General features: G+C 47.1%; 18 protein-coding genes and 2 tRNA genes. 12 read left to right on the top strand and 8 right to left on the bottom strand.

The window, feature by feature from the left end; genetic code table 11:
• Positions 1-41: 41 nt before the first annotated feature.
• The 4 genes from ACQW03_RS04930 to ACQW03_RS04915 all read right to left on the bottom strand — a co-directional run bounded on the left by ACQW03_RS04930 (position 42) and on the right by ACQW03_RS04915 (position 3415).
• Entirely contained in the window at positions 42-737 is a 696-nt protein-coding gene (locus ACQW03_RS04930) for an ABC transporter permease (RefSeq protein WP_220030922.1), read from the bottom strand.
• Complete coding sequence (locus ACQW03_RS04925) at positions 730-1653, bottom strand: ABC transporter ATP-binding protein (RefSeq protein ID WP_076292440.1); 924 nt, start codon at positions 1651-1653, stop codon at positions 730-732. The genes ACQW03_RS04930 and ACQW03_RS04925 overlap by 8 nt, the downstream gene beginning before the upstream one ends.
• Positions 1654-1761: 108 nt before the next feature.
• Positions 1762-2706, bottom strand: a complete 945-nt coding sequence (locus tag ACQW03_RS04920) for a sensor histidine kinase (RefSeq protein WP_220030923.1) — start codon at positions 2704-2706, stop codon at positions 1762-1764.
• A gap of 1 nt (position 2707) precedes the next feature.
• Positions 2708-3415, bottom strand: a complete 708-nt coding sequence (locus ACQW03_RS04915; RefSeq protein ID WP_220030924.1) for a response regulator transcription factor — start codon at positions 3413-3415, stop codon at positions 2708-2710.
• Between the two features lie 268 nt (positions 3416-3683).
• Here ACQW03_RS04915 and ACQW03_RS04910 point away from each other — a divergent pair, with 268 nt between their 5' ends.
• From ACQW03_RS04910 to ACQW03_RS04900, 3 genes are all read left to right on the top strand, one after another.
• Complete coding sequence (locus ACQW03_RS04910) at positions 3684-4187, top strand: DUF6933 domain-containing protein (RefSeq protein ID WP_023987589.1); 504 nt, start codon at positions 3684-3686, stop codon at positions 4185-4187.
• A 100-nt stretch (positions 4188-4287) separates the two neighbouring features.
• Positions 4288-4596 (top strand): hypothetical protein, encoded by a 309-nt coding sequence (locus ACQW03_RS04905; RefSeq protein ID WP_013309242.1) that lies wholly within the window; start codon positions 4288-4290, stop codon positions 4594-4596.
• Between the two features lie 212 nt (positions 4597-4808).
• The gene (locus tag ACQW03_RS04900) at positions 4809-6440 is read left to right on the top strand and encodes a formate--tetrahydrofolate ligase (RefSeq protein WP_071639934.1); all 1632 of its coding nucleotides are present in this window, start codon (positions 4809-4811) and stop codon (positions 6438-6440) included.
• 24 nt (positions 6441-6464) lie between these two features.
• On the opposite strand, the gene ACQW03_RS04895 is transcribed toward ACQW03_RS04900, so the two are convergent.
• Positions 6465-8195: an ABC transporter substrate-binding protein gene (locus ACQW03_RS04895; RefSeq protein ID WP_071644238.1), complete on the bottom strand. Its 1731-nt coding sequence runs from the start codon at positions 8193-8195 to the stop codon at positions 6465-6467.
• A 108-nt stretch (positions 8196-8303) separates the two neighbouring features.
• Positions 8304-9296, bottom strand: a complete 993-nt coding sequence (locus ACQW03_RS04890; RefSeq protein ID WP_071639935.1) for an ABC transporter substrate-binding protein — start codon at positions 9294-9296, stop codon at positions 8304-8306.
• Between the two features lie 234 nt (positions 9297-9530).
• Between ACQW03_RS04890 and ACQW03_RS04885 the strand changes: the two genes are divergently transcribed.
• The 6 genes from ACQW03_RS04885 (at position 9531) to ACQW03_RS04860 (ending at position 16340) form a co-directional block, all read left to right on the top strand.
• A complete protein-coding gene (locus ACQW03_RS04885; protein ID WP_071639936.1) occupies positions 9531-10163 on the top strand; it encodes a LysE family translocator in 633 nt (210 codons plus the stop codon).
• Between the two features lie 110 nt (positions 10164-10273).
• A complete protein-coding gene (locus ACQW03_RS04880) occupies positions 10274-11551 on the top strand; it encodes a DUF4367 domain-containing protein (protein WP_441948511.1) in 1278 nt (425 codons plus the stop codon).
• A gap of 258 nt (positions 11552-11809) precedes the next feature.
• On the top strand, positions 11810-13006 hold the full coding sequence (gene alr / locus ACQW03_RS04875) for an alanine racemase (RefSeq protein ID WP_441948509.1): 1197 nt from the start codon (positions 11810-11812) through the stop codon (positions 13004-13006).
• A gap of 293 nt (positions 13007-13299) precedes the next feature.
• Positions 13300-13581 carry a CopG family ribbon-helix-helix protein gene (locus ACQW03_RS04870; protein ID WP_007429334.1) on the top strand — a complete coding sequence of 94 codons (282 nt, stop codon included), beginning with the start codon at positions 13300-13302 and terminating at the stop codon, positions 13579-13581.
• 6 nt (positions 13582-13587) lie between these two features.
• Complete coding sequence (locus tag ACQW03_RS04865; protein ID WP_007429335.1) at positions 13588-13938, top strand: type II toxin-antitoxin system PemK/MazF family toxin; 351 nt, start codon at positions 13588-13590, stop codon at positions 13936-13938.
• A gap of 179 nt (positions 13939-14117) precedes the next feature.
• Positions 14118-16340: a Tex family protein gene (locus tag ACQW03_RS04860; RefSeq protein WP_179085886.1), complete on the top strand. Its 2223-nt coding sequence runs from the start codon at positions 14118-14120 to the stop codon at positions 16338-16340.
• A 104-nt stretch (positions 16341-16444) separates the two neighbouring features.
• Here the strand turns inward: ACQW03_RS04860 and cmpA are convergent, their stop codons facing one another.
• Positions 16445-16579, bottom strand: a complete 135-nt coding sequence (gene cmpA, locus ACQW03_RS04855) for a cortex morphogenetic protein CmpA (RefSeq protein WP_007429337.1) — start codon at positions 16577-16579, stop codon at positions 16445-16447.
• Between the two features lie 144 nt (positions 16580-16723).
• On the opposite strand from cmpA, the gene ACQW03_RS04850 reads away from it, so the two are divergent.
• The 3 genes from ACQW03_RS04850 (at position 16724) to ACQW03_RS04840 (ending at position 17446) form a co-directional block, all read left to right on the top strand.
• Positions 16724-17236, top strand: a complete 513-nt coding sequence (locus tag ACQW03_RS04850; RefSeq protein ID WP_071639939.1) for a SprT family protein — start codon at positions 16724-16726, stop codon at positions 17234-17236.
• 44 nt (positions 17237-17280) lie between these two features.
• Positions 17281-17356 (top strand) — tRNA-Asn (locus tag ACQW03_RS04845).
• Position 17357: 1 nt separating this feature from the next.
• Positions 17358-17446, top strand: a tRNA-Ser gene (locus tag ACQW03_RS04840).
• Positions 17447-17625: 179 nt separating this feature from the next.
• Here ACQW03_RS04840 and ACQW03_RS04835 read toward each other — a convergent pair.
• Positions 17626-18501 (bottom strand): Cof-type HAD-IIB family hydrolase, encoded by an 876-nt coding sequence (locus ACQW03_RS04835; protein ID WP_441948505.1) that lies wholly within the window; start codon positions 18499-18501, stop codon positions 17626-17628.
• Between the last annotated feature and the right edge of the window lie 21 nt (positions 18502-18522).

Genomic DNA, 18522 nt, shown 5'->3' with positions numbered 1-18522 from the left:
ATTTTCATCTGTTTTTTGAAAGCACTCTACGAAATTACATATTACGAGGTAATATCCTTATACTCAATACGTCGAATCGCCGCATAAGCCACAAGCATTCCCAGTATAGAGAAGCCGATTTGCACGGGGGCAATGGAGCTAAGTGTAGCGCCGTTATTATTGGAGAAAAGCAATGCTACAATCAGGATTGAGGTGACAATGGTGGTGGGTACAGAGTATCTTCGCATCCCCATATACAGCGGAACCAGTCCCATAAAGCTGGCAGCAACGGCATTGATTAGCGTTCGTGCTGATTGTTGGCCCAGTACGGAAAGAGTAAGGTTATCCGGTACAATCAAGACAAACTGGTTGAGCAGATGAATAGCAGCCGTAATGAGTATTTCCGATATAATAATAGACAAGAACGTAAACAGCAGCACAACCAAGAGCTTGGCGATCATCAGCTTTTGACGGTGAATCGGATACATGAACAAGATCGTAATCGATTTGGATTTAAATTCTCCGACGATAAAGCGGCATAGCAAAACGGAGGAAAACACAATAAATGTGGCTCTTACAAAAATGTCTATTATATCCAAAAGTTGAGTGTAATGTGTGAATTCGGGTATTCCTTCGCTTTGACTGTCCAGTGCAATAATACAGATCAGCCCAAGAATGCATGCATTGGCGATCAGTGCTGAACGGATATAACCCGCCAGATGAAATTTTTTCAGTTCTAACTGCATCAATTTAAGCATGGAGATTACCTCCGTTTAACAGCCGTAAAAAGTAGTCTTCCAGCGTGCTGCTTTTCTGATGAATGGAATCCACCTCTATATCATTTAAAATGAGCGTCTTCATAATTTGTTTCTGCGGTACATTTGAATCGTAAATACGTATACTCTGTTCATTTAGTACCCTTATATTATTCAGATTCAGATGATGGGAGAGGACGTAGGTCGCTTTTTTACAATCGTTGGTCGTAAATTCGATATATTCCGTATTGGTTTCCCGCACCTGCTCCATCGACACTTCCTCAATCAGCCTTCCGTGATTAATCACGCCTACCGTATCCGCAATCTGCTCTATTTCCGCTAAAATATGACTGGACACGAGCAGAGTCATCCCATATTCCTTGCATAGCATGTGGAATAGTTGGCGGATTTCCTTGATTCCCACTGGGTCCAGACCATTAATCGGTTCATCCAAAATGAGTAGCTCTGGCTTAGTTGCAATAGCGCGGGCAATCCCGAGACGTTGTTTCATTCCTAGCGAAAAATCCTTTACCGGCTTGTCATCCGCATTTCGCAAATTCACTAATTCCAGGGCATCCCGAACAGCCTGCTTATTATAATAGCCCATGTATTCACAATGAAGTTCGAGATTTTGCTGTGCCGTCAGCCTGTCATAAAAAATTGGGTATTCAATAATCGAACCCATCCGTCCGAGCAGATGATACGATTTTGGCGTTAATTTCTCACCGAATAATTCAATTTCACCCGATGTCGGCTTGAGTAAATTCGTAATCATTTTCATCATCGTCGTCTTGCCTGCTCCGTTAGGGCCGAGAAAGCCATAGGTTTCTCCCTTGCGCACATTCATACTGACTCCCGCTACAATTTCGTTGCCCTTCAGGGCCTTGGTCAACTGATGTGTACGTATTACGTAAGTCATGGGTGTTCTCCCTTCGTATACTGCTGATAATTCAAGGATAAAGGGCGAATTGTTCATTTTTCTTTCGTGATTCTTACAAATTTATTAAGTTGAGCATGTTTAGTTCGATTAATAGTTGATTTTCTTCAATGTAAAAGAGAAGACCGTCCGCTCATAAGGTCTGCTAGTCAATTGAATCTCTCCGTTCATCGTTTCAACCAGGCGTTTGGCAATCGTAAGGCCCAGTCCGCTGCCTTGTACCGCCTTATTACGGGAGTCCTCCAGTGTGTACATGCGTTCAAAAACTTTATCTTGCTCAGATTCCTGTATGCCTTTGCCACGATCCCATACCTCTATACGCACCGTATCCTGCTGTTCCGATAAAGCCAGACCCAGCGTCCGTCCGTCTGCCCCATAGCGAATGGCATTCGAGATCAGATTGTTTAGCACCCGCCCAATCGCTCCTTCGTTCCCCAAGGCATGAATGGGGTGCTCCGGGATTTCAATATGCACAGTAAATCCCCGTGCGGTCAGCAGGTCATAAAACTCCAAAATGCTGCGTCTGCACAGTTCTCCCACTTCCAGTCGAGTCAACGGAATATCCGTATCATTAGCCTCCAGCTTCGCCAAGCTAAAAAAGCTGCCGATCAGCTCAATTGCTTCGCTTGTCTTTTGATGAATTTTGGATAGCAGCTTTATACGTTCTTCCGGCAAAATAGTCGGATCGCCATCCAGCATCTCGGCATATCCAAGTACAACTGTAAGCGGGGTCTTGAGATCGTGGGAAATGTTTGAAATCATTTTGCGCATAGCAATTTGGCTACGGTTGTAATCTGCAGACACTCTGAGATTCAAGTCCAGCAGTCGATTAATTTCCGTCATGAGTCGTTGCAGTTCAACGTCACCTGTGACATATAGCAGCTTCTCCGCATGGTTCACCGTCACAATCCGCTCTAGTAGGGCTCGGATATCCTTTATTTTGCGCTTATAGGCCATACGCTCCCGCCAAAGCCATACTATAACGACTGACATGATGAGGCCGACAATCCATTGAGAGATGTTTTCGATGTTCATATCAGCCATTCTCCCATTTGTAGCCAATGCCCCATAGCGTTTTAATGTGGACAGGATGAGAGGGATCTTCTTCGATTTTCTCACGCAGGCGGCGAATATGGACGTTAATCACGTTCTCGTCGCCCATATAATCGTCTTTCCAAATAAATCCGTATAATTGTGCTTTTGTAAATACCCGATTCGGATTGGCTACAAACAGCTTCAAAATATCGGACTCTTTGGCTGTTAGCTGAATTTCATTTTCATTGCGTATGACTGTAAAATGATCAAAATCAATGCGCAGACTGCCGTAGGTCAAAACTTGTGCTTGCGGCTGTTCCTTCTGCTGTTGCTGACGGGCATATGTAGTAGATCTGCGGATCGCGGACTGAATACGAGCCGTCATTTCCAGCATTGAAAAAGGTTTGGCAACATAATCGTCTGCCCCAAAGCCCAGTCCAAGCGCTTTATCCACATCGCTGTCCTTGGCTGACATAATCAGAATAGGTACGGCGCTGTGGGTACGGATCCGGCGGATCACCTCCATACCGTCCACCTTCGGCATCATCAAGTCCACCAGTACCAGATCATAGGTATGACGTTCAAAGGCAAGAAGACCCTCTTCCCCGTCATAGGCAGTGGTTAGACTGTATCCTTCCTTAGTGAGTGCTTTGAGTAGCATTTCGGCAATGGATAGATCGTCTTCAATAAGTAAAATATGCTGTGACATAGGTGTGGAACACCCCTAATTTTTAGATTAAGCTCGCGTGACGAACTGTACCTGAATTATATAGAGCAGTGGAGGGGATTTCCATAAAAAATATCCAAAGGGAAGATTAATGTGTCTGGTAATATATCATTCCCCTATATTATACTGAAAGAGTTTATAATCCGATGTTTGGAATACGGTGTTATGATATCCGGGACATGCCTCATGTGAGAGATTAGGTATGTCGAATCACGCTGCGGTACAGGACCGTCAATAAAGGAGAGCAACGATGTTTGTTATACGAGGAACACAAAAACTGCTGAAGGAATGGGAGACTGAACCACTTCAAGTTGATATTTATCCGCCTTTAAATAGTTGGCATGCCAGCTTATTTTTACTTAATCGAAGAAAAAATATAGTGTTTATGCATGATATATCCCGCTTAAGCATCACGCTTTTTGGGATTAAAAAATCGCAGTACAACAACCTGCCAGTTCTTTTTGTGCAAGCTTTGAAGGAATTAATGATCAGCGAAGGCTTTGATGAACAGATCGTAAAGGCATACACACAGGAAGGCGAGCAGATGCTGGCTACGACGACGAATAGTCATAGTGTAATGGGAACCTTGGATGAGATTATTTTTATCATGAAGGAACTGGATATGGAGCATGGGTGCGAGCTGGAAAAAAACCAGTGGAATAACCGGATTGTTTTCAAAACTGTAGAATACAAGTACCCTGTTGATGTTTTTAAAGAAATGCTAGAAAAGCATTATAAACTAGAGAGTATTTGAGAAATTTATGATTTTACCGAAATTAAGTTCCATTTATTCCCTCTGTCCTATATAATCTAATATAGTTCTAAAAGACTATATAAAGAGAGGTAAGGGGTAAATGAAGATTAAATTAAGAAATAAAACTGGAATGATCAAGGAACGCAAAGTAGGTTTTTCATGGACTACGCTCTTTTTCGGTTTTTTCCCTGCGTTGTTTAGAGGGGATTGGAAGTGGGCAGTTATTATTTTTCTGGTATCGATCCTTACGAGTGGGGCGTCCAACTTTGTATTTTGCTTCATTTATAACCGCTTACATATTAATGATCTGCTGTCCCAAGGCTATGGTCCCGCTACTAAGAAATCCCAAGCTATCCTGATTTCTAAGGGATTTATTGCTGAAAATTACGCTGCTAACTTTGCAGGTTAATTTGAGAGCTGCTTGTTAAACGAGACGTATCAAAAGAGCATCCACCAAAGTCCATGCGGGCGGGGAATGCTCTTTTTTTATAACTCACATGATAGCAACGCTTGCGATGAAATGAATCATAGCGCAATAAGCGGCACACTTTGGTAAAATAAAACGATACAGGGTTTGGCACCATCGGTCAGACTTATAAAACGGGGGGTACATAACGAAAGATGAAGAGGATTATTGATATTGCCAAAGAAGCAGGAATTGAAGAAGAACATCTGGAGACGTATGGGAAATATAAAGCGAAGCTGAATCCGTCCCTGTGGGAGCAGTTAAAGGATCGCCCGAATGGAAAGCTGGTGCTGGTTACAGCGATGAATCCCACGCCAGCGGGAGAAGGAAAAACGCTGACAACCATCGGGCTGTCACAGGCGCTGAATGCGCTGGGGCATAAAACCGTTGCTGCGTTGCGTGAACCGTCCCTTGGCCCTTGCTTCGGCATGAAAGGAGGAGCAACCGGGGGAGGACAAGCCCAGATTGTTCCGGCAGAAGACATTAACCTGCATTTTACAGGTGATATTCACGCGATTTCAGCTGCGCATAATTTGCTGGCAGCGATGATCGATAACCATTTGTTTCATGGAAATGCTTTGCGGTTGAAACCGGAGCGGATCGTGTGGAAACGCGCTGTCGATATGAACGACCGGAGTTTACGAAATATTGTGACCGGATTGGGGTCAGGTAATGGAGCGGTGAGAGAAAGTGGCTTTCTGATTACCTCAGCTTCAGAAGTGATGGCGGTATTATGTTTAAGTGAAGATATGGACGATCTTAAAGTGCGATTGGGTCGGATGGTGATTGGTTATAACGTAGATGGCGAAACGGTAACAGCTGAGGAACTACATGCGGTGGAAGGTATGGCTGTGCTGCTTCGGGAAGCATTGAAACCCAATCTGGTGCAAACGTTGGAGGGAACTCCAGTTATTGTGCATGGCGGACCTTTTGCGAATATTGCGCATGGATGCAGTAGTTTGATCGGTACGAAGCTAGCCCTGAAGCTGGGAGAGGTGGTCGTCACGGAGGCTGGATTCGGGGCTGAGCTGGGGGCAGAAAAGTTTTTTGACATCAAGTGCCGTCAATCCGGTTTGCAGCCAGATGCGGCTCTGTTGGTCGTAACCGCCAAAGCGCTGAAATATAACGGCGGTGTAGCTAAAAATGAGCTGGACGCAGAAAATCTGGATCAATTGCAACTTGGATTAGCCAACATGAACCGGCATGTACGGAATTTACAAAAGTTTGGCGTGCCAGTACTGGTAGCAGTCAACCATTTTGTAACAGATAGCGAAGCCGAGCTGGAACTAATATTCTCGGAATGCCGCAAGCTGGGTGTACCCGCAGAACTGTCACAGGTGTGGGCACAGGGAAGCCAAGGGGGAGAAAAGCTGGCCCAAAGTCTGCTCAACCTGCTCCAGGAGGACAAAGCCCATTTTGCACCATTGTATGAGCATACACTTGATTTGCAAGCGAAAATTAGTGCCATTGCGAAGGAGCTTTACGGTGCGGCAGAGGTAGCTTACACTCCTGCGGCCAAACGGGCGTTGGCCGGTATGGAGCAGCTTGGTTTTGGACAACTGCCTGTATGCATGGCCAAAACGCCGTATTCTTTCTCAGATCAACCTTCTCTGCTAGGTGCACCGGAGGGATTTACCATTCACGTGTCCAGCGTTTCTTTGTCCGCAGGGGCAGGCTTTGTGGTCGTGGAAACAGGTAATACTATGACGATGCCAGGATTGCCCAAATCCCCAGCAGCTGAGCATATGTCGCTGGAGGCAGATGGGAGCATTCAGGGTCTAATGTAGTATCTTTAGAAAAATGGCAGCTTCTCAGGATGGAGTGCCAAGCAGTTTGGGCAGTGCAGTAAGCAGTTTTTGCCGGGTCATGGCATCGCTCCAGTTCCAGCGGTCAGCTTCTACGAAATATACCCGACCTTGACGTACAGCAGGAAGGCTGCGCCAGTGAGGGCTGCTGATCATGCGTTCCAGCGCACGTTTGGATTCCGGGGCTGTTGGGACAAGCATAAAAATGCGGTCCCCGGCGTAATCAGGCAATTCGTTTGGATCTATTTCCGCGAATCCGTGTCCCTCATCGAGCACCCTTTGGATCGGCTCAACGGGCTGAAAGCCCTGTGGGTGGTAGAGGGCCGACGAGAATCCAGACATACCCATGACAAAGAGCCGATCACCATGATCGAAGATGAAGACGGAGGCCGTTTCTCCGGCTGTGATTTGTGTACCGAGCTGCTGCCACATTGCCAGATTGCGGGTTGTAAAGGTAGACAACCAGCGTTCGGCCTCCCGCTCCTTACCGAGCCAGGTGCCAAGTGTACGCATCCGTTCCTCCAGCGTGGCGAAGGAGTTGAAGGTGACGGTAGGAGCGATACTGGCAATGCGCTCATATTCCTGTTCATCCGAATTGGCGATGATAATTAGATCGGGATCAAGAGCGCTAGTCAAGCGAATATCCAGTGGAAGGCCCACATCGGCGACATTCACAAGGCGATGTTTATAGACGCTGTATTCACTGAGTCGCAGACTTCCACCGATGGCTTTGGCCCCTAATGCCAATAGATCGCCCATCGTTTCTCCATGATAGATGATGCGGCTTGCTCGGCGCGGAATGTGAATCTGGTGACCCGTCCAATCCTTGACGCGCACAGAACCGGAGACAGAGAGTGCGTACTTGCCAGGGGGAATCCCGGTCATTTGCCTAAACCGTCGATTAAAATAATATTCGTCAGAGAAACCAACCTGACGGGCAATTTCACGTAAAGGCCGTTTGCATTCCAGCAGCAGCCGCTTGGCATGGTTCAAGCGCAGCTCAGTGAGGTAATGCAGCGGCTTTTTGCCTGTAATTTTACGAAACAATTGGGAGTATTGCCATATGGAAACGTTCGCTTGTTTAGCGAGCTGCTTGACGGTAATGGGCTTTTCATAGTGGTTTTCCATATATGAAAGAGTACCTTCCACCGATGCTGGCAATGCCGGATTAGAGGTATTATTTTGATCAATATGGGTGTGGTCTTCCTGCCACAGCAAGAGCAACTCTTGAAACATGATTTGCTGCCGTAATACAGATGTTTGGTTATGCGGCTGTACCGTTTGTTGGGTACTATGAAATAACTCTTCAGTCAACTGAATAAGTTTGGAGGAAGAAGAGGAGGCGATGTATTCGCGCGGTCCCGGCAGGACAGGTCCATGATATAGGGATGGCATACGTGCTGCGTGTTCAGCCAAGGCCATGTCCGCTTGTGGTTCTGACGGCAAAGCGATGACCTCAAACGTGATTGTGTAGTATTCGGGTACAGTTCCATTCAGAGGAGCGATTTGATAGGATTCACCTGGAGCTAGCCAATACCCATGACCTGTATGGGATAGATACTGCTCTGGGCCAATGTCCACCATACCTGTTTCACCGATGAATATAAGTAGACAGTGATATGAATTGGGACGTGATAATAATTCATCGGTAGGCTCACCAACCAACGCAATTTCTTTAAAATGAAAAAGCAGTGAGCTGAATGGGGGAGGATATACGGACGACGGAGACTGGTTCACGGTATTGCTCCTTTTATTGAGAATGGTTATCATGCATGTATAAGTATACCTCCTTTAGGTTCAACAAAAAAGAAGCCTATCAACAAGTGTCGATAAGCTTCTCCAATTTTATTTGATGAGCTTGGGCAATTCCTCCAGCAGCCATTCTCGAGTGGAAGCATCACTTTCAGTTTTGCCAATATCCTGAGTGTACACACGCCCCTGTTTGACAGCAGGAAGCTGGAGCCACAACTTGCTTTTCATTAACTGTTCGGTGGATTGTTGGGCTTCTGAACTTGGAGTTCTTAGTATAAAAATCCGATCTCCAGCGTATTGTCCGATAACCTCCTGAGATATTTGTACAAATCCTTTGTCTTCATCCAGTGCTTTCTGAATAAGAGGAGTAGGCTTGAAGCCATTCTTTTCATACAGTATTTGTGACAGTCCTGTCCGTCCCATTGCGAATAAACGGTCGCCAGGATAGTAGGTAAACACTGAAGCAGTTTCCCCCGCCTTAACACCCTCTGCGTGAAGCTTGGTCCACATTTCCGCTTCCTTTATTTTATATTGGGCAAGCCAATCTTCAGCAGCCTTTTTCTTGTTCACAATGTCTCCGAGATGCAGCAAACGTTCGTTTAACGGGGCAAAGGTATCGAACATAATTGTAGGTGCAATTTTTGTTAACGCTGCGTATTGTTTTTCATCTGTATCGGCGGTAATGATCAGGTCAGGCTGTAGTTCCAAGGTTTTTTCCAAATTAATCGGGAACCCCAGATCGGCCACGTTCTGAACCTGCTTCTCATAAACCTTGCCTTCAATCATAGAAGTCGATGTACCTATAGCTTGTACGTCTAAAACCAATAGATCTCCATAGTTTTCTCCGAAGTAAGCAATGCGCCCAGGAGTCGTGGGAATGTTCACTGTATGTCCCTTATAGTCTGTGTAGTCACGAGTTGTGGCAGCTTCCGATGTTTTTGTAGATGCTGTCGTGTTGCTGCTTGCAGTCTGATTGTCAGATGCGCCGCATCCCAGTAGCAATGCCCCCATAAGAAAGAAAAGGCAGATCAGAGCAGTGTATTGTCGAGTAGATTTTTTGTTGATTGTCGAGTTCTTGTTGACCATAGCAACCTCCGTATAATAGAATGATTCAGAATTTTGTAAATGAGAATTATTATCACAAAAGCAATGATAAGCGCTGAACCCTCAATACTCAATGGACAAACTTGGTCAATGCATCCGATTTTGTACAAAATAAGTCTCATGTGTTCTTAGCTCATTTTATTCTTCAAATTTTATTGATTTGTCATTTTTTATGGTATAGAATATCATTTTTATACATTTGAAAGGGGGTTTGAAATGGCATTGTTTATTACATATGTTTTACTAGGTTTCTCTATAGCACTACCTGTAGGTACAATTACCATTGAAATGACGAAGCAAGGGCTAAGGAATGGATTCATGCATGGATGGATTGTGGGCCTTGGGGGGATGACCGTCGATTTGTTATTAATTATTGGTTTATATTTTGGTCTGGCCTCTGTTTTGTCATTATCTGTTGTACAGGTGATCATGTGGCTCATTGGAGCTATATTTTTGTGCTACGTGGGGTACGACAGCATTAAAAATGCAGATCATGGTATTGCGATAGAAGGAGAGAAAAAAACGAAATCATTATTTTCTTCCTATAAAAATGGGCTGCTTGTAGCTGTTTCACCAGGAAATTTAGTGTTTTGGGTGAGTGTTTTTGGAACTGTGCTGGCAAGTTCATTTGATCGGTCAAATACAAGTCAGTTCTTGATTGTTGGCTTAGGTATTTTGTTTGGTATTCTTATCCATGATTTAGGCTTGATGATCCTTGTAGCGACAACACGAAAAGCGATGAATCGAACCGCCATCAAGTGGGTTACGATCGGTGCCGGCGTGGTTTTGATCGGTTTTTCGATTTATTTTCTGTATGAATTTATGATCACTCTCCAAAAGATTTTATAACATTACACAAGGATACGTTCAAGCTTGTCATGCCAGTCTGCATAAATCGAACAAGTCCTTCATAGACATGTACTAATTCATTTAAAACATGTGCTGAAGGGGTTGATGACATGCGCCGGATTTCATGGATGCTTGCCATGGTCATGTGTGTAACGCTGCTGCTGGCCGGGTGCGGCAAGAAGAGCGCGGACGATGTGGTTAAAGATTTGAGTGACGTGGTGAGCGACCTGAACAGCTACCACGGTACAGCTTTGATGACGCTGCATACCGGCGACACGCCGCAGGAATACAAGGTGGATATTTCCTACCGCAAGCCGTCCTATTACCGAATTGCCATGACGAACGAGAAAAAGGATGTTACGCAAATTGTGCTTCGTAATGATGAGGGTGTATTTGTACTGACACCCAGCTTGAACAAAAGCTTCCGTTTCAAAAGCGACTGGCCAAACAATCAGGGTCAAGTATATTTATATGAAACGTTAGTTCGCAGTATTATCGGCGATGCCTCCCGTCAGTTGGCTATCGACGATAAATCCTATGTGTTTGATGTAGCAGCAAATTACAACAGCCATGCGCTGGTGAGACAAAAGATATGGCTGTCCAAAAATGACTATGCACCTACTCAGGTACAGGTGTCTGATGCGAATGCCAAGGTAGTTGTTGATCTGAAATTCGATCAATTTGCTTTTGATACGAAGTTTGACAAGGACTCCTTTGATATGGAGCGGAACATGGCTTCAGGTAAGACGAGTACGGGTAGCGGAGGGGCGCCATCTTCTGGAGCAGTAGATTCCAGCGGTCAGCTTGATCCTTCCGGTGCGATGGATGGGACGACTGGCGTGACGTCTGATGAACCCGGACAAGAGCAGGGAACAGCAGGGGATGCAGTCCCGCAGCCGTCAGGGGAAGCGAAGGTGGACGGTACTGCCACAAACGATACATCCAAACCGGACGCAGCAGCCAACGCAGAGGCGCAGCAACAAACCCCGGGCACATCGGATGCCGCAAACGGAACGTCAGCGGGAACAAATGCGGCAGAAGCTGTGATGGGTGAGTTCGGCTTGATCGAACCGTCCTACACGCCAGCCGGAGTACAGATCAAGGATACGCCGGAGCTGGAGGATAATGGTACACATGCGGTGATGCTGCGGTATAGTGGAACGTATAACTATACCATTGTAGAGGCGCGTCCCAAAGATCGGGCGGTCGCACTGGCCGCAGGAGAACTGGTTGATATTGGGGGAAGCTTTGCCGTTCTGACCGGAAGCGAACAGCAGACGATGACCTGGATGAATGATGGAATCGAGTTCAGAATTACCAGTGCTGACCTGCCTGTGAGCGAAATGATACAAATTGCCGCTTCTATACAGGACCAATCGGGTAAGTAAAACTTTATAGACGGATGCAGACGGTCTAGAGTGTAAAAATGCTCTGCTGCCGCCCGTATCCGTCTTTTGTTCATTCGCGGTCTAATATGTGCACTGCTTGTATGTTGTGTTCATTGTAGAGGATGCTGGCAAACGTCTCCTGCCATTGACAGCCACGTTTTTGAACATTACCATTAACCTTTGGAAGCAAGAACTTTGCCACACTCCGAATGGTAAAAGGTTATGTTACAGGCTAACAATTGAAGAAGGTGACTGGATTTGCAAGCACAATACAGATCGACCCGGGCCGAAATCAACCTGGATCACCTTGGCGCCAACTATGAAGCTTTTCGCAAGGCATTGCCAGCGGATAAGCTGATACTGGTCTGTGTCAAGGCTAATGCCTACGGACACGGTGCCGTGGAAATTTCAAAGGAATTGGAACGCCTTGGTGCGGATTATTTGAGCGTCGCTTTTCTGGATGAAGCGTTGGAGCTTCGTCATGCGGGTGTTCAACTACCGATTCTTGTACTCGGCTATACCTCACCGGAAGCTGTACAAACGGCTTGGGAGCATGATATCTCATTGACTGTGTTCAGTGAAGAAGTACTGGAGGGTATCCGAAGACTGGACCGCCAAGGAAATGAACGCAAGCTGAAGGTGCACATCAAAATAGACAGCGGCATGGGAAGACTGGGTTTGCTGCCTGGAGAAGAGGCTATGGCTTTTGTCCGGCAGGTTCACGAATTAGAGCAGGTGCTGCTGGAAGGCATGTACACCCATTTTGCCCGCGCGGATGAAGAAGACAAAAGCTATACACTGCTACAATATGATCGGTTTCGGGGCGTGGCGGAAGCGCTAAGGGAACAAGGTATCACCATTCCCATTATACATACGGGCAATAGCGCCGCCACCATTGATACCCCTTCTCTTTCCCCAAATATGGTGCGGATTGGTATCAGTATATACGGTCTGTATCCGTCTGATGAGGTTAATCGGCAAGCCATTGAGCTGCTGCCTGTATTGTCATTGAAGACGGCGGTGGTTTACACTAAAACGCTTCCTCCCGGCTGGGGAGTTAGTTATGGCACCCGGTATGTAACCTCCAGTGAAGAACGGATCGGTACACTGCCAATCGGCTATGCGGATGGATACTCCCGCATGCTGAGTGGGAAGATCGAAGTGTTGATACGCGGTCGCCGCGTCCCGGTACTCGGTACGATTTGCATGGACCAGTGTATGGTATCCTTACAATCTTTCGCAGAAGATGCGGAAGAAATCCAAACCGGCGAAGAGGTTGTTCTCATCGGCCAGCAGTCCGGCGAAACTATCGCGGCGGATGAGCTGGCATCCAAGCTTGGTACGATCCACTATGAGGTGATCTGCATGATCGCAGACAGGGTACCGCGTGTATACACACGAGGTCATGTTCCTGTTGTTCGAGTGAACTCGCTTCTTCCAACCCGCTGGAATTAATTTCATAACGCAAATTACCGAATAAAAGCAGGAGTTTTCGCAGAACGTCCCGAAATATGTACAAAGGAAAGAAAAGAGCGCTATAACTGTCAAAAGACGCATTAGGCTCCGCTGACACTTGTATTTCGGGGATCAAACGCCTGTACGAAAACGAACTGCGTAGTTTATAATGGAATGCAGCATAGATGATATACGAATATCATATACATTCTCTTGTATTCCGTTTGAATAAATTACCGGGAATAACGTTATAATGGTACAATGGCGACAAGGTTTTGGGGGTGGAAGAGAAGTTGGCCAATTTGCAGAACACCAAAAGAATAATGATCAGTTTGCCAGATCATCTCTTGCAGGAAGTGGACGGGATCGTAGCTATGGAAAATTCCAACCGCAGTGAATTTATCAGGCAGGCCATGAAGCTGTATGTAGGCGAACGTAAAAAACGTTACATTCGTGAAGCTATGCAGCGTGGATACATGGAAATGGCTAAAATTAACTTAACCATGGCATCCGAAGCCTTTCACGCGGAGGAAGATGCAAACAGCACCTTGGGCCGTACAGTTAGCGGGGTGTAATCCATATTGATCGTAAAGCGCGGCGACGTTTTTTTTGCAGACCTTTCACCCGTAGTCGGTTCCGAGCAAGGTGGCGTCAGACCTGTGCTGATCATTCAAAATGATATCGGCAACCGGTTTAGTCCTACTGTGATCGTAGCAGCCATCACCGCCCAGATTCAGAAGGCAAAGCTGCCTACACACGTGGAAATCGACGCGGCGACGCATGGCTTTGATCGTGATTCTGTTGTTCTTCTGGAGCAAATTCGGACGATCGACAAGCAAAGGCTTACCGACAAAATCACCCATTTAGATGAAGAAACCATGCGCAAAGTGAGCGATTCGCTACAAATCAGTCTCGGTTTGATTGATTTTTAGCGTGATGGAACGACGAGTGAAACGGGAAAAGGGCAGCGCTTGGGCGCTGTCCTTTTGCGTGTCCAATGAAAAATGCAGGTAGGGCTTGCTTTAACGTCACCTGCTGGCGCTTTGAATCATTTTTTGTGATAATGAAAGACATGGTGTATGACAAGAGCTGTGAGGAAGAAGGGATAGGTTTGTCTAACGAGGAAACGAAGACGGAAATCCGGCAGGAGCCGAACGAAGCAGAACGCCAAGAGCGGATTGTCAAACAAGTGGCGAGAGAGCTGTCGCTGGCACTCAAGCAAATCCGGACAACGATCAGTTTGTTGGATGAAGGGAATACAATTCCTTTTATCGCGCGTTATCGTAAGGAAATGACAGGAGAGCTGGATGAAAATCAGCTGCGTGAAATTGAAGATCGTGTGGTGTATTTGCGTAATCTGGAAGATCGTAAGGTAGAGGTCATCCGCATTATTGATGAGCAGGGCAAGCTGACGGAAGACCTGCAGGCTGCTATCACCTCTGCGGTTAAACTTCAGGAAGTGGAGGATCTGTATCGTCCGTATCGGCAAAAACGCAAAACCCGCGCCAGTGTAGCGAAGGAACGGGGACTGGAGCCGCTGTCCATCTGGATCTGGAGCCAGCCGAAGCAGGGCGATGCTTTGAAAGAAGCCGAGTCTTATGTTAATGCGGAATTGGGAGTGGATAGCGCAGAGGCGGCCATCCAAGGAGCCTTGGACATTTTAGCTGAAAATATAGCGGATGATGCGGCTATTCGCCAATGGGTACGCCGATATACGCTGGACCATGGTATGTTGACCTCCGAAGCGAAGGACGCGGAGCAAGAATCCGTGTATGAAAACTACTACAGCTATCGTGAGCTCGCTAAGAAAATGCCACCTCACCGTATTCTGGCGATTAATCGCGGGGAGCGGGAAGGCATTCTTAAGGTTGGTCTGGAGGTAGCGCCAGATTCCATTTACAATTACGTGGCCGGCCAAGTGATTAAAGGATCGTCTGTCGTGCAAGATCTGCTGCGCAGTGTCATTGAGGATGCGTATAAAAGACTTATCGCGCCATCTATCGAGCGTGAAGTACGCGCTGAAATGACGGAGAAGGGCGAGCAGCAGGCCATCTCCATCTTTGCAGGCAACTTGCGCAGCCTGTTGCTACAGGCTCCGATCAAGGGCCGACGTGTGCTCGGTGTCGATCCCGCCTATCGGACAGGCTGTAAGCTGGCGGTTGTCGATGACACCGGCAAGCTGCTGGAAGTGGCTGTGACGTATCCGACACCGCCGAACAACAAGAAGCGCGAGGCTGCTGAAAAGTTCAAGCAGCTAATTGCCCAATACGGTATCGAATTGATTGTCATTGGTAACGGAACCGCTTCGCGCGAGACAGAGCAATTCGTAGCGGAAGTCATCGCGGACATTGGTGACAGCAGTCTAGCGTATCTGATCGTCAATGAGGCGGGCGCGAGCGTATATTCTGCCTCCAAGCTGGCACAGGAGGAATTTCCTGATTTGGACGTGGCCGAGCGCAGTGCGGCTTCCATCGCACGTCGTGTGCAGGACCCGCTGGCTGAGTTGGTCAAAATTGAGCCGAAGGCTATTGGTGTAGGCCAATACCAGCATGATGTGTCGCAGAAACATCTGGATGAAAGCTTAAAGGACGTTGTCGAATCAGCCGTTAACCATGTCGGTGTGGATGTGAACACGGCTTCCTCTGCGCTGTTATCCTATGTAGCGGGGATCAATGCGACGATTGCCAAAAACATCGTTAAGTACCGTGAGGAAAACGGTAAATTCAGCAACCGTCGTCAGTTGCAGAAAGTGCCGCGCCTTGGTGCAAAAACCTATGAGCAATCTGTAGGCTTTATCCGTATACCGGGTGGAGAAAATCCGCTGGACCGTACACCGATTCATCCTGAATCGTATGCTGTCGTAGACCGCCTGTTGGCGGTACTGAACATCAGCGCCCACGATCTGGGTACTAAGACTGCAATGGAAGCACTGAGCGTGTCCAACATTGACGAATTGGCCGCGAAGCTGGAAGTCGGCGTGCCGACACTGAAGGATATTCTGGACAGTCTCCAGCGTCCGGGCCGTGACCCGCGTGACGAGCTGCCGTTGCCCGTATTCCGCAAGGATGTGCTGAAGATCGAGGATCTCTCACCGGGTATGGAGCTTCAGGGAACCGTCCGCAATGTCATTGATTTCGGCGCGTTTGTCGATATCGGTATTAAAAGTGACGGGTTGGTTCATATTTCACAACTGCGCAGTGGCTTCGTAAAGCATCCGATGGATGTCGTATCTGTCGGTGATAACGTGACGGTGTGGGTGCTAAATGTTGATTTGAAAAAAGGCAGGGTTGGTCTGACGATGAAACCTCCTGCAGAGGCGCAATCGCAGGCATAATACTTTAAATAAAGCTGTACAACCTTCTTGTGAAGGTATAACAAAAGCCGGAATCTCCGAACTGCATCGGAGATTCCGGCTTTCATTTTTGATTGCCTTAGCTTCTACCCGTTGTTGGCATCGAACTCCACGCCAGGTGCTTTATGATAAAAAAACCAACAATCGTTCAACAGTTTAATTTGGCGCCGGTCCTTTTTGTAAAAGGCCCGCATGAGCTGGTTGCTGAGCCATTGAGGCAAGCCGATCTCCTCCTCTGCGTTACTTCTGTATGTTTAGCATATGGGGTGGGTACCTAAAGTGTGCTTATGAATTAGGGGTTAGACTTCGGCCGTTATTTTATAATATGCTTGTCAGTAAGGAGCAAAGGAGGAGAGACCGGAAGGATGGAGTCTAAGTCCCTGAGCAATTCAATGAACCATTCTATGAGTAATGAAGAGCTTCAAGAATGGGTAGAGCGCATTTCGCTGGAGAGCTTCGGCGTGCCGTTTCGACATCAAGCCACCTTTAATGCGCGCCTGTCTTCCACAGGCGGTAGGTATTTTATGAAAAGTCATCATATTGAAATTAATCCACATCAACTCGCAGCTTACGGACGTTCTGAGGTGGAGAAAATTATTAAGCATGAGCTGTGCCATTATCATTTACATTTACGCGGGATGGGCTATCAACATCGAGATGCTGACTTCAAAGCATGGCTGGCCCGTGTAGGAGGAAGCAGGCATTGTCAGACTCTGCCGGGAAGAACGGAACGCAAGCCTCAGCCTTATCGTTACAAGCTAGTATGCGTTTCCTGTAAACAGGAGTATATGCGCAAGCGTAAGATGAATCCTCAGCGGTATCGCTGTGGGAAATGTGGAGGTAAGCTTCGCCTGTTGGCACTTGACGGCACCCCCTGAATCATGGTAAATTAACCATACTGTATGATAATTTACAGTAATGTTCCCTGATAGCTCAGTTGGTAGAGCACTCGACTGTTAATCGAGTTGTCACAGGTTCGAGTCCTGTTCGGGGAGCCATGGAGAGGTACCCAAGTGGCTATAAGGGGACCCTCTGCTAAGGGGTTAGGCTGCGAAAGCGGTGCGAGGGTTCGAATCCCTCTCTCTCCGTTGGTATTTTAAGCAGAAAAAGGACGCTCGTGTGCATTGTAATGATGCTTGCGAGCGTCCTTTTCGTCTATATCTGCTTTGAGAATAACGGTGGGCTGAAATCGTTTAAATGGAGAGGCGGACGTGCTGCGTACAGCATGAAGAGACGTTAGCCTGTCTTGTACGCAGCCAATGACTTCTTATTTCACGGTGTCAGCCTCGGCTGTCTTGAGTATGTTCAACAGAGCATGAGCGACGCCATCTTCCGCATTAGTCAGAGTCACTTCGGAGCAGACGGCCTTGATGTCGTCTTTTGCATTGCCCATGGCAATGCCTGTTCCTGCCATCGTCAGCATGGAGATATCGTTGTAGCTGTCCCCAATCGCTACAGCTTCTTGCATGGGAATGCTCAGATGATTCGCCAGATAACGCAATGCATTACCTTTAGACGCATCCCTATGCTCGACTTCAAAGTTACGCTCTGAAGAGATGACCATGTTCAGCCCCTGAAAACTTCGGTAACGTTCCCGGCCCCAATCCAATTTGGCTTGATCAAAGGAGAAACAGAGCACGTTATAAATCTCTACATCCAGTGGAATGTCCTCATATGAGGCGATGCGGGTATGTCCGGTCTGTTCATATTGTTTTTCAGCTGCATGTAATAAAGTATCCAGCGAAATATCCGGGTTGGAGCTCAGCAAGCGGTCCATTTCAACAGCAAGCAGCTGGTGTCCGTTTTGTGGAGAATAAATAGCGCGGTCTGTCATGACCTCATAGTAAAAGTCGTTGTCATGCAGCCAGCTCAGCACTTCAAACGTTTCACTGCGGCCCATAGGAGTAGAGGTTAACTGACGACGATGCACATCGTGTACGGTTGCGCCGTTTGCTCCAATGACGGGAGTTACAAGCTCTGCTTCCTCTAGCTTTGTCCAGGCGTCATAAGCGGCTCTACCAGTGGCAATTGTCACCTGAACGCCTTGCTGCTGTGCTTGGCGTATAGCCTCCGCGTTCACTTTGCTTATTTTTCCTTCCTCGTTCAGCAGTGTTCCATCCATATCAATCGCAAACAGTTTCATTTCTCCCCAGCTCCTGTCTTT

This window comes from Paenibacillus sp. DRB1-1, from assembly GCF_052119485.1.
In the GTDB taxonomy this organism is placed as follows: Bacteria; Bacillota; Bacilli; order Paenibacillales; family Paenibacillaceae; genus Paenibacillus; species Paenibacillus polymyxa_B.
The sequence above is the reverse complement of the archived record's forward strand: the minus strand, read 5'-3'. Positions and strand labels throughout refer to the sequence as shown.